The organism is Nocardiopsis sp. EMB25, assembly GCF_026797795.1.
In the GTDB taxonomy this organism is placed as follows: Bacteria; Actinomycetota; Actinomycetes; order Streptosporangiales; family Streptosporangiaceae; genus Nocardiopsis; species Nocardiopsis lucentensis.
Genome location: NZ_JAMTDN010000001.1, coordinates 6,500,406 through 6,511,560, shown reverse-complemented (window position 1 = coordinate 6,511,560; position 11,155 = coordinate 6,500,406). Strand labels below are relative to the sequence as shown.

The window sequence follows — 11,155 nt, the reverse complement described above, 5'->3', positions numbered from 1 at the left end:
CGCAGCGCGCCCCCTTAGCTCAGGGGATAGAGCAACGGCCTCCGGAGCCGTGTGCGCAGGTTCGAATCCTGCAGGGGGCACTTCACGCGGACCAGCACCACACAGCTGGCGAACCGCGCGCAGACGTGAGGAGAGGGCCGGACTCAGTGGCACTGAGTCCGGCCCTCTGTCGTCGTCGACCGCTGGTCGCGCGTGAGCAATGCGTGGGCCCCCGGGCGATCCGGTCGTCGTCCTCCTCCGGGTCGGCGTCCGCGACCCGTCGCCTTGGCGATCCTGCGGTCGTTCGGCCCTTCCCGACCTTCGACGCGGCCCGCGTAGCGGCGCGGGGTCACCTCCGGCGGGTCGCCTCAACCACGGGCGTCACGGCGTTCGGCCGATCCGTGACGCACGCGTGTCGGAGGTCGCAGGGTCGTCGCGCCGACGGGGAGTCCACGTGGTCGGCCGGGAGGGCGGACCGCCCCGCCTCCCGCCGCACCCGTGCGTAGCCGGTTGGCCCCAGCGGCCCGCGCTCCTCGGCGAACACGCGCTGGGCCCCGCGACACGTGTCGCGGGGCCCAGCGCGTTCCGGATCAGCGGCGCGGACGGCGGCGTCCGCGCGGGGCCCGGCCACGGCTGCGCTCCCGGGGAGCGGAGGACCGCACGGTGACCGGCTCTCCCGAGGGCTCGCGCGCCCCGGTCACCTCGGCGGCCACGGAGTCCCCGGCGGCCGCCGCCAGGGTGCGCGGCTCGATCCGGGCCAGACCCATCATCCGGGTCATGTCGCGCCGCTGCCTGGGCAGTACGAGCGTGACCACGTTGCCGGACTCCCCAGCCCGGGCGGTGCGCCCTCCCCGGTGCAGGTAGTCCTTGTGGTCGGTGGGCGGGTCGATGTTGACCACCAGGTCCAGGCCGTCCACGTGGATGCCGCGCGCCGCCACGTTGGTCGCGATCAGCGCCGTGACGTCGCCCCTCTTGAACTGGTCGAGGGTGCGGGTCCGCTGTGGCTGGCTGCGGCCGCCGTGCAGGGGAGCGGCGAGGACCCCGTTGGCGAGCAGGTGCTCGGCCATCCGGTCCACCGCGCGCTTGGTGTCGAGGAACATGATCACGCGGCCCTCGCGGGCCGCGATCCGGGTCGCGACGTCCTGCTTGGTCGCCGACGACACGTACATGACGTGGTGTTCCATGGTGGAGACGGCGCCCTCGGACAGATCGACCGAGTGAACCACCGGGTCGTTGAGGAAACGGCGGACCAGGGTGTCCACGTTGCGGTCCAGGGTGGCCGAGAACAGCATGCGCCGTCCGTCGGCCGGGACCTGTTGGAGGATCGCGGTGACCTGCGGCATGAAACCCATGTCGGTCATCTGGTCGGCCTCGTCCAGGACGGCTGACTCCACCCGGTCCAGGACGCAGTCGCCGCGCTCCATCAGGTCGCGCAGCCGTCCCGGTGTGGCCACGACCAGGTGGACTCCCCGGCGCAGGGCGCCGGCCTGGCGGTGGATCGGCATACCGCCCACGACGGTGGTGGTACGCACTCCCACCGACCGCGCGTAGGGCTCCAGGGAGTCGGCGACCTGCTGGGCCAGCTCACGGGTCGGTGCGAGCACGACGGCCAGGGGCCGCCGGGGCTCCGCGGCGCGCCCGTCGAGCCGGGCGAGCAGGGCCAGTCCGAAGGCCAGGGTCTTACCCGACCCGGTCCGACTGCGGCCCAGCACGTCACGCCCGGCCAGGGAGTTCGGCAGCGTCGCCGCCTGGATCTCGGAAGGGGTGGTCAGGCCCTGTCGGGCCAGGGTCCGCTTCAACGGTGCGGGCATGTCCAGCGCTTCGAAGGACTCCGCCGGCGGCAGCGCCGGGGTGACGGTGACGGGGAGCGCGAACTCCCCGGAGGGGCCGGCACCGCCACGCGCGCGGCCGCCGCCGTGGGGGCGCCGTCCGCCGTTTCCCCGCGTGGGGCGGCTGCGGCTCATACCGGTGCGGTAGGGATGACTCATGTGTGGCCTTTCGCCGACGGCGTTCGCCGGGCGGGAGGCCTCGCGGCCTCGCAGGGGGAAACCGGGGACGCCGGATGAATGAGAATGATGTCCGCGCCCACCCGGAGAGTTCCGGGGCGCGGAGCGGCCGGCGCGGTCGGAGAACGACGGCGGGAAATCCGGCGGACAAAGAAAAGCGGTGGGGTCCTGCGCCCGTAGGGCGGACCCCACCGCTGGAGGAGCGTCGGCTCCCCTAGATCAGGGTGATGTTCTCGGCCTGGGGGCCCTTGGACCCGGCGACGGCGTCGAACTGCACGGCCTGGCCCTCGACCAGCTCACGGTAGCCCGTGGCCTGGATGCTCGAGTAGTGGGCGAAGGCGTCGGGGCCGCCGCCGTCCTGCTGGATGAAGCCAAAGCCCTTGTCGCTGTTGAACCACTTGACCGTACCGGTCGCCATGATGGCACCTCTCGTCGAAAATGAAGAAAACCGCAGATGACGATTTCCCCGTCACCGCGGCGATCTCCCGAGGAGGTGGTGCATCCATCGGGCTCACTACTGCAACTCCTTAGAACCTAACACACGAAGACCTCCCTGTCTCGGAAAATCGATGTGTCGAAGGGCACCGGCGTGTGTGGTATCGAAACGAGGGAAAAATATGTCGGGATCCGGTTCTCCGTGGCGTGTCCCGCGTTTTTCGGAGTCGGATTCCCGGTTCTCGGCCCACGGCCTCGGGCCCGGACGCGGCACCGCGGTGCGGAGCGCCGACGGGCCCGGGAACCGTCCTCGTCCCTTCCCACGGCATGCCGGCGAAGGTCATCACGAGGGCGCGGAACGTACGACGCTCGGAGCCGATCCGAGTGGACTCGCGCACGGATGCGCGCGGCGTTCCGGTTGCCGGAGCCGCCGCCGAGGGCGGCCCCGGCGGTCGTCAGTGGCCTCGGTCGATCCACTCCTGGAGGTGCGGCGCCTCGGCGCCGATGGTGGTGGAGGGTCCGTGCCCGGTGTGCACCCGCGTGTCCGACGGCAGGGTCAGCAGACGGTCGCGGATGGAGGCGACGATGGTCGGGAAGTCGGAGTAGGACCGTCCCGTGGCCCCGGGCCCGCCCCGGAACAGGGTGTCACCGCTGAACAGCGCCCCCAGCGCGGGTGCGTACAGGCACACCGCGCCCGGCGCGTGGCCCGGTGTGTGCAGCACGGTCAGCTCCGTCCCCGCGACCTCGACGCTCTGCCCGTCCGCCAGCGCGCCGTCGGGTGCGCGGTCCGGGTGGGTCATGTCCCACAGCACCCGGTCGTCCGGATGCAGCAGGATGGGCGCGCCCGCGGCCTCGGCCACCTCCACGGCCGCGTTGACGTGGTCGTTGTGCGCGTGCGTGCACACCACGGCCACCACCCGGCGCCCGGCCACGGCCGCCAGGATGGGAGCGGCCTCGTGCGGGGCGTCCACCACGACGACCTCGTCGCCGTCGCCGATCAGCCAGACGTTGTTGTCCACCTCCCAGGACCCGCCGTCCAGGGTGAACACCCCGGAGGTGCTCAGGTGCTCCACTCGTGCGCCGCTCACAGCCGCACCACCGACCGCAGGACCTCGCCGCGCTCCATGCGCGCGAACGCCGCCTCGACGTCGCCCAGACCGATCTCCTCGGTGACGAACCCGTCCAGGTCCAGGCGGCCCTGCCGGTAGAGGTCGACGAGCATCGGGAAGTCGCGCGAGGGCAGGCAGTCGCCGTACCAGGAGGACTTCAGGGCGCCGCCGCGCCCGAACACGTCCAGCAGCGGAAGCTCCAGGCGCTTCTCCGGGGTGGGCACGCCGACCAGGACGACGGTGCCCGCCAGGTCACGGGCGTAGAAGGCCTGCTCGTAGGTCTCCGGCCGGCCGACGGCGTCGATGACCACGTCGGCGCCGAACCCGCCGGTGAGCTCGCGGATCGCCGCCACCGGGTCGGTGTCACGGGCGTTGACGGTGTGCGTGGCGCCGAACCCGCGGGCCCAGTCGAGCTTGCGCTCCTCCAGGTCCACGGCGATGATCCGCGCGGCTCCGGCCAGGTGGGCCCCGACCACCGCCGCGCTGCCCACGCCGCCGCAGCCGATGACGGCCACCGAGTCGCCCCGGCCCACCCCTCCGGTGTTGATGGCGGCGCCGATGCCCGCCATGATCCCGCAACCGAGCAGCCCGGCCGCGGCCGGCGAGGCCTCGGGGTCCACCTTGGTGCACTGACCGGCGGCCACGAGGGTCTTCTCGGCGAAGGAACCGATGCCCAGGGCCGGGGAGAGCGCGGTGCCGTCTTCGAGGGTCATCGGCTGGGTGGCGTTGTGGGTGTCGAAGCAGTACTGGGGACGGCCCCGGCGGCAGGCACGGCAGTTCCCGCACACCGCCCGCCAGTTGAGGACCACGAAGTCACCGGGGGCGACCGAGGTGACGTCCGGACCGACGGACTCCACCACGCCCGCGGCCTCGTGGCCGAGAAGGAAGGGAAACTCGTCGTTGATGCCGCCCTCGCGGTAGTGCAGGTCGGTGTGGCACACCCCGCAGGCCTGGACGTCGACCACGGCCTCGCCGGGCCCGGGATCGGGGACGACGATCGTGGTCAGTTCGACGGGTTCCCCCTTGGCCCGGGAGATCACGCCGGATACTCGCTGCGACATGGGCAGACGCTCCCAACACGTGGCTCTTCGCGCGACGCGCCGGTGCGCGCCGCCTGGGGCATCACCATGCATCACCCGAGGTGAGCATGTCCAACATGTGAGATGTCTGGGATTCAGTGGCCCGATTCATGAATCGGGTGTTCGGTGCCCAGGAGGTCGAGGAAGGCCCGTGTGGCGATGGAGGGGCGGGTGTCCCGGGGCAGCGCCAGGCCCACCGCCCATCGGGTCCCGCCGGGCAGCGCCGCGCTGCGCAGGCCCCCGGCCTGCGGTTTGTCCAGGACCGGCCGAGGCACCACCGCCACGCCCATGCCCCGGTGCACCAGGTCCAACAGGGTGTAGACGTCGTTGACCTGGAGCGCCACGCGCCGGGCGATCCCGAATTCGGCGAAGGCCCGGTCGGCGCAGTCGCGGGCGCCCCAGCCGGGGTGCAGGTCGACGTACTCCTCCCTGGCCAGACGACCCAGCACGTCGGCTTCGTCCAGGGGGTGGTCGGGGGCCGAGAGCAGCATCATCGGCTCCTCCGTGATGCGCAGGATCCGCACGCCCCCGCCTTCGTGCAGGGTGCCCGCCACCAGCGCGGTGTCCAGGTGCCCGGCACGGATCTGGGTGAGCAGCTCTTCGGTGGCCGCCTGCTGGAGGTTGAGGGTCACCTCGGGGTGCAGCGCACGGTAGCGGTGCAGCAGCGGAACCGCGTCGACCACGCCCATGCACTGTTCGGTGCCCAGCGACAACGTGCCCCGCACGCGCTGGTCGTCGGTGACCAGTTCCCGCAGCCCGTCGGCGGCGGCGAGGATCCGCTGGGCCTCGGCGAGGAGCAGCCGCCCGGTCGGGGTGGGCGTCACCCGCCGGGTGGTGCGCAGCAGCAGCTGGGTGTCCAGGTCGCGTTCGAGGGACCGGATCGACGCGGACAGGCCGGACTGGGTGATGCCGAGGCACGCGGCGGCGTGGGTGAAGTGCTGTTCCTCGCACACCGCGACGAAGTGCCGCAACTGTCGTAGTTCCACGCGCGCCAGACTACGGTCTCCGGGCGGTCGTGCGCGTGTCAGGACGAGTCACGCGCGCGGGCGGTCCTTCGCCTGTTCTCCTCGCGCAGTGCCCGCACGAGCTCGTCCTTGTCCATCTTCGAACGACCGGGGACGTCCAGCTGGCGCGCCCGCTCGTAGAGGTGCTCCTTCGTGGCGTTGGCGTCCACGCCCCCGGCGGTCGGGCGCTCCCGGCCCCGCTTCTTGGCCTCGGGGTTCTCCGCCTGGGCGTCCGACGGACCCGACCTCTGTTTGGGGACCCATCGGTCACCGTGCTTCTCGAACTCGTGCTTGACCGCCGCGAACGCGACACGGTGGGCCCGTTCTCCCTCCCCGTACTGCTCCACGGCCGAGTCGTGCGCCTTGATCCACGTGCGCTGGGCCTTCCTCGACGACCGCCGCAGCGTGTCCGGGAGTTCGCTGGAACCGGGCATCGCGCCCACCCCCTCGTGTCGGGCGGTCTCCGGTCCACCGGTCGCCCTGCCCGAGGTCCGGGAGGGCAAACGTCGGTGACCGCCGGTTCCGGTCTGGAGACGCGGAGGCGTGGCGCGCCCCGCTCCGCGATCGGTCAGGCCAGGCCCAGCAGCCGTTCCACGCTCGGCCAGACCTCGTCCAGGAGGGCGGGGTCGTTGCGCACCCGGGCCAGCAGCACCGTGCCCTCGATCTGCGCGACCATCGACCTGGCCAGGGCGTCCGCTCCGGCCTCCCGTCCGACCAGCCCCGCCTCCCGCGCCGCACCGATCAGGCGGGCGACCATGCCGACCTGTTCGTCGAACACCTCGGCCAGACGCCGACGCACCTGCGGCTCCTGCCCGCTCAACTCCAGGGCGAGGTTGCCGTAGAGGCACCCGTGGATCGCGCCCGACTCGCTGTGGTCGGTGCGCTGTGTGCCGATCAGGCACTCGACCAGGGCGCGGAGCCGCTCGACGGGGCCGGCGGGTTCGGCCAGGGCCGCCTCCAACACGCGGCGCTCCTCGGCCCAGTGCCCGTCGACCGTCTCGACGGTCAGGGCCTGTTTGGAGTCGAAGAAGTAGTAGAAACTGCCCTTCTTCACCCCGGCGTCGGCGCAGATCTCCGCGACGCCGAGGGCCGTGTAGCCACGTGTGCGCATGAGTCTGCGCGAGGAGTCCAGGATGCGTTCCCTCGCGTCGCTCGTCCGTCCCATGGGCCGAGGATATACGGCCGGTCAACTACTCGCGTGGGATCACAGCCCAGGCGTTGCAAAATAGTTGACCGGTCGTCTATGTTTGTCCCGTCATGGGCCGCCGAGCCCACCCGACCCAAGGGAGAGAAGTCCCCCATGCACGATGTCCGAGTCGCCGTCGCCTTCCACAGCGGCTACGGCCACACCGCACGCCAGGCCGAGGCGGTCGCCCGGGGAGCCGGGAACACGAGCGGTGCCCGTTCCTCACTGCACGACGTCACCGCCCCCGGCGACGCCCTGTGGTCCGCCCTCGACACCGCCGACGCGATCGTGTTCGGCAGCCCCACCTACATGGGCGCCACCTCCGCCGTCTTCCAGACGTTCGCCGAGGCCACCGCCCCCATCTGGCAGGAGCGCCGCTGGCAGGGCAAGCTCGCGGCCGGCTTCACCAACTCCGCCGGGATCAACGGCAACAAGGACACCGCGCTCAGCGCCCTCGCGGTGTTCGCCGCACAGCACGGCATGCTCTGGGTCCCGCTCGGCCTGGCCCCGGGCGGCGAGTACTCCAGCCAGGGCAGCGGCGACGACCTCAACCGGCTGGCGGGCTTCACCGGGGCCATGGCCCAGTCCCCCTCCGACCTGGGCTCCGACCAGGCTCCCCGCGACGCCGATCTGCGCACGGCCGAACACCTGGGCGCCCACGTCGCGCAGGTCGCCGTGCGGTTCGAGCGCGGGCGCGCGGCGGTGGCAGCCTGATGCCGGAGTCGAGCCACGGGACGAAGCCCGGAACCGCCCTCACGAGCGTTCTCGGCACCCGCTATCCCGTGATCCAAGGGCCGTTCGGCGGCGGGCTGTCCACAGCCGAACTCACCGTCGCCGTCTCCGAGGCCGGCGGCCTGGGGTCATACGGCGTGCACGCCATGGCCCCCGACCGGATCGGCCCCCTGGTGGACCGGATCCGCGCGGGCACCTCGGCGCCGTTCTCCGTCAATCTGTGGATCCCCCGCGCCGAGGAGGAGCGGCCCGTCCCCGACACGGCGACGCTGACCACGCACACCGACCGGCTCGCCGCCCACTACTCCGGGTTCGGGCTCACCCCGCCCGACCTGGACACCGTCAACGCCCGGGTGGACTTCGACGCCCAGGTGGACGCGGTCCTGGCGGCCCGCCCCCCGGTGATCAGCGTCGTGATGGGCGTACCGCCCCAGCGGCTGGTCCAGGGCGCTCGGCGGATCGGCGCACCGATCGTCGGCACGGCCACCACGGTCGCCGAGGCCCGCGCGCTTCAGGAGGCCGGGTGTGACGTGGTCGTGGCCTCCGGCAGCGACGCGGGCGGACACCGCGGCTCGTTCCTGGCCCCCGTGCGCGAGTCGCTCGTCGGAACGTTCTCCCTGGTCCCCCAGGTGAGCGACGCGGTGACCGTGCCGGTGGTCGCGGCGGGCGGGATCGCCGACGGGCGCGGCGTCGCGGCCGCCCTGACCCTGGGCGCCGACGGCGTCCAGGTGGGGACCGGCTTCCTCCGGACCGAGGAATCGGGCGCGAGCCCGGTCCACCGGACCGCGCTGGCCTCGGAACGGGCGGAGACCACCGTGCTCACCCGGCTCTTCTCCGGACGCCCGGCCAGGGGGATCGCCAACGACCTGGTGCGCGCGATGGCCGACGCCGAGGACCGGGTCCCGCCCTATCCGGCGCAGAACAACCTCATGCTGCCGATCCGGACCAAGGCCGCGGAACTGGGACGTCCCGACCTGCTCAACCTGTGGTCCGGTCAGTCCGCCCTCCTCGCCTCCGGCGGTGCCGCCGGGGACTACCTGGCGGCGCTCGTGGCCGGCGCCGAGAAGGCGCTCGGCGCCCCGTTGTAGGCGCGGGGCATCCTCGGTGGGCGGGCACGGCCCCGTCGTGCCCGCCCGTGGCGGTTCACTCGTACTCCGTGCCGCCCTTGCGGGTGAGGTAGTCGTCGGAGACGAACTTGGCGATGGCGCGCCCGCCGAGGACCGGCGAGTACCGTTCGCGGGCGGGCCGGACCACCAGACCCTCGCGGATGTGCAGCGACTTCCCACTCCACGTCTCGGATCCGCGCGCCGCCGCCAGCAGCGCGGCCTCGTCGTACCCGCCCTCGAACAGCCGCGGCACGACGGGCAGCCCCACCGACTCCAGCAGCTCATGCAGCTCCGCGGCGTCCACCCAGGTGCGTGCCCCGCCGACGTCCACCGCGACGTCGAACACCGCGTACCCGGGACGCTCGCCGCGCGCGGTCTCCCCGTACCTCAGGTCCTGTACCCCGGAGCCGAACACCTCACCGAACACACCCACGCGGGCGGCTCCGAACCGCTCGGCGATCGCCCGTGCCGCTTTCGGCACGTCGTGGGTGACCACGGCCTTCCAGTACAGGTTCTCCTGCGTGCGGGCCAGCCCCTGCCGCTTGGAACCGAAGCCCTTGGACGAGACGAACTCCTCCCCGGTACCCGCGACCAGGGTGAACAGGCAGGCCGTCCCATGGATCTTCTCCGTGGCCACGACCGGCTCCCCCTCGGCGAAGGTGTCGGGGTAGCGCTTGACGTTCTCGATCTCGATCCAGGGCATGAGGTCCGCCGCGGGCACGAGTTCGCCGCTCATGTGCACGGGGACCTCCGGCACCCACTTGGTGGCCCCGAGTTCCCCGGCGAAGTCGGTCCCCGCCTCGTGCGCGGCGGCCAGGTCGACGTGCGAGAGGCGTTCGGGCACGCACACGATGCCCTGGGAGAGCCGTCCGCGCAGCCGGATCGCCGTGACCCGGTTCTTCCGGGCGCCGGCCAGTCTGCCCGTCAGGCCGAGTTCCTCGATCAGGTCGTCCGGCAGCAGCGCGCCCTCGGGGATGTAGACGGCCCAGTCCCCGGTGCGGTACCTGCCCTTGGCGACGACCGCGTGGAACAGACCCACCTGCGCGAGCTCCAGCGCGTCCGCGTCGGGGTGCGGGTGGATCGTGAGCCGTTCGGCGGTGACCCGCAGGGTGGACATGGGACTCCTTCTTGACCGGGAAGCACCCTCGGTCGGCGCTTCGAGGGGGTGGGTCCACTGTGGGGGCGGCCCGTGCGAGGCGGCAAAGGGTTTTCGGCCCGGTCTCAGACGCCGACGGCCCCATCCGCGCTCTCGCGCAACAGGTCGGCGTGCCCGTTGTGCCGCGCGTACTCGGCGACGAGTTTCACCAGGATCGCCCGGAGCTGGATGGGACCGCCCGAGCGCGGGGCCGCCGCCAGTTCGTCGAGGGTGGCGGCGCGGTCGACGATCTCCCTCGCCCGCTCCACCTCCCCGCGCCACACCGCGAACGCCTCGGCGGGGTCACCGTCCAGGTCGTCGAAGTCCTGGTCCGGATCGTCCTCGGAGTAGTGCGGCAGGGGCAGGTCCTCCCCCGCGAACTGGACACGCAGCCACCACCGCTCGACATCCGCCAGGTGGCGGACGAGGCCGTGCAGGCTCAGCGTCGAGGGGGCCGCGGCGCGGCCGGAGAGCTGGGCCGCGGTCAGCCCCGCGCACTTGGCCTCCAGGGTGGCGCGGTGCCAGTCGAGGCAGGCGGTGAGCACCTCGCGCTCGGTGCCGGTTCGGGGGAGTCCGGGCCGGTCGGACCCCTGCCACTGGGGACTGAACGAGCGTGGCGGCTGCTGTGTCATGGCACCGGTGTCCGGCGCCGTAGCGACATTCCACCGGAGGCGTGTGCCCGGCGGGGCCGCGCGGTGCTCACCTGTCCCCGGGGGCGGTCCTCAGGCCGCGGGCCAGGAGCTACCGGTCATGTCATAGGCCAGGTGGAACCACACCTTGCGGATACTCGGGTGCCCGTTGTCCCCCCAGGTGGTGGCGAAGCTGTCGACCAGGGCCAGGCCCCGGCCGCTCTCCGCCGTGAGCCGGTCCCCCACCATCGGCTCGGGGACCAGCACCCGTCCCCCGTCCGGCCGCGCGCTCGTGGGCCTGCCGTTGTCCCGGCAGACCAGCGTCAGTCCGTTCGCGCCCCGGGTCACCTTGAGCACGAAGGTCTGACCCTCCTCCCCCGAACGGCTGTGCCGCAGGGCGTTGGTCGCCAGCTCCGTCCCCAGCAGGGAGAACACGTACCGGAAGTCGCCGTCGCGGCTGGCGGCGCAGGTGTCCAGGAAGGCCCGGCACAGGGGCACGCTTCTGGGCTCCCCGCGGAACTCCCAGTGCCGTTTGGTGAAGGGCACCGGGGGCCGTCCGTTGAAGTAGTGCCGGTACTCGTCCGGTACACCCGCCAGGACACCGTCGTCCTCTGCGAGCGCGGGCACGGAAACGAGCGTGGGCATGGGTGACTCCTTCGGCGGGGCGGTTCAGTGGGCGGGAGAACCGAGTCAGGGGGAGGCTTGGGAGCATCCGGGACCGTGAGGGAAGCGGCGCGCCGGACCGGCTACGACCA

12 protein-coding genes and 1 tRNA gene are annotated in these 11,155 nt (G+C 72.5%); 3 read left to right on the top strand and 10 right to left on the bottom strand.

Annotated elements, in window-relative coordinates:
* Positions 1–8 precede the first annotated feature (8 nt).
* Positions 9–80 (top strand) — tRNA-Arg (locus tag KIK06_RS28970).
* Between the two features lie 489 nt (positions 81–569).
* Here KIK06_RS28970 and KIK06_RS28965 read toward each other — a convergent pair.
* From KIK06_RS28965 to KIK06_RS28935, 7 genes are all read right to left on the bottom strand, one after another.
* On the bottom strand, positions 570–1,967 hold the full coding sequence (locus tag KIK06_RS28965; RefSeq protein WP_268645809.1) for a DEAD/DEAH box helicase: 1,398 nt from the start codon (positions 1,965–1,967) through the stop codon (positions 570–572).
* A 232-nt stretch (positions 1,968–2,199) separates the two neighbouring features.
* Complete coding sequence (locus KIK06_RS28960) at positions 2,200–2,403, bottom strand: cold-shock protein (RefSeq protein ID WP_017600370.1); 204 nt, start codon at positions 2,401–2,403, stop codon at positions 2,200–2,202.
* A gap of 472 nt (positions 2,404–2,875) precedes the next feature.
* Positions 2,876–3,508 carry an MBL fold metallo-hydrolase gene (locus KIK06_RS28955; RefSeq protein WP_268645808.1) on the bottom strand — a complete coding sequence of 211 codons (633 nt, stop codon included), beginning with the start codon at positions 3,506–3,508 and terminating at the stop codon, positions 2,876–2,878.
* Positions 3,505–4,590 carry an S-(hydroxymethyl)mycothiol dehydrogenase gene (locus KIK06_RS28950; protein ID WP_026127913.1) on the bottom strand — a complete coding sequence of 362 codons (1,086 nt, stop codon included), beginning with the start codon at positions 4,588–4,590 and terminating at the stop codon, positions 3,505–3,507. Before KIK06_RS28950 ends, KIK06_RS28955 begins: the two co-directional genes overlap by 4 nt.
* Positions 4,591–4,703: 113 nt before the next feature.
* On the bottom strand, positions 4,704–5,594 hold the full coding sequence (locus KIK06_RS28945) for a LysR family transcriptional regulator (RefSeq protein ID WP_268645807.1): 891 nt from the start codon (positions 5,592–5,594) through the stop codon (positions 4,704–4,706).
* Positions 5,595–5,632: 38 nt separating this feature from the next.
* Positions 5,633–6,046 (bottom strand): ChaB family protein, encoded by a 414-nt coding sequence (locus KIK06_RS28940; RefSeq protein ID WP_268645806.1) that lies wholly within the window; start codon positions 6,044–6,046, stop codon positions 5,633–5,635.
* 134 nt (positions 6,047–6,180) lie between these two features.
* The gene (locus KIK06_RS28935) at positions 6,181–6,777 is read right to left on the bottom strand and encodes a TetR/AcrR family transcriptional regulator (protein WP_268645805.1); all 597 of its coding nucleotides are present in this window, start codon (positions 6,775–6,777) and stop codon (positions 6,181–6,183) included.
* A gap of 135 nt (positions 6,778–6,912) precedes the next feature.
* Here KIK06_RS28935 and KIK06_RS28930 point away from each other — a divergent pair, with 135 nt between their 5' ends.
* Together KIK06_RS28930 and KIK06_RS28925 are read left to right on the top strand one after the other, a co-directional pair.
* Positions 6,913–7,512, top strand: coding sequence for a flavodoxin family protein (locus KIK06_RS28930; protein ID WP_268645804.1), 600 nt, complete (start codon positions 6,913–6,915; stop codon positions 7,510–7,512).
* Positions 7,512–8,618 carry an NAD(P)H-dependent flavin oxidoreductase gene (locus KIK06_RS28925; protein WP_268645803.1) on the top strand — a complete coding sequence of 369 codons (1,107 nt, stop codon included), beginning with the start codon at positions 7,512–7,514 and terminating at the stop codon, positions 8,616–8,618. The genes KIK06_RS28930 and KIK06_RS28925 overlap by 1 nt, the downstream gene beginning before the upstream one ends.
* A 55-nt stretch (positions 8,619–8,673) precedes the next feature.
* Here KIK06_RS28925 and KIK06_RS28920 read toward each other — a convergent pair whose 3' ends face one another.
* The 3 genes from KIK06_RS28920 to KIK06_RS28910 form a co-directional block, all read right to left on the bottom strand.
* On the bottom strand, positions 8,674–9,753 hold the full coding sequence (locus tag KIK06_RS28920) for an RNA ligase (ATP) (protein WP_268645802.1): 1,080 nt from the start codon (positions 9,751–9,753) through the stop codon (positions 8,674–8,676).
* Positions 9,754–9,857: 104 nt separating this feature from the next.
* Positions 9,858–10,403, bottom strand: coding sequence for a DinB family protein (locus KIK06_RS28915; protein WP_268645801.1), 546 nt, complete (start codon positions 10,401–10,403; stop codon positions 9,858–9,860).
* Between the two features lie 90 nt (positions 10,404–10,493).
* Positions 10,494–11,045 carry an ATP-binding protein gene (locus tag KIK06_RS28910; protein WP_268645800.1) on the bottom strand — a complete coding sequence of 184 codons (552 nt, stop codon included), beginning with the start codon at positions 11,043–11,045 and terminating at the stop codon, positions 10,494–10,496.
* Positions 11,046–11,155 lie beyond the last annotated feature (110 nt).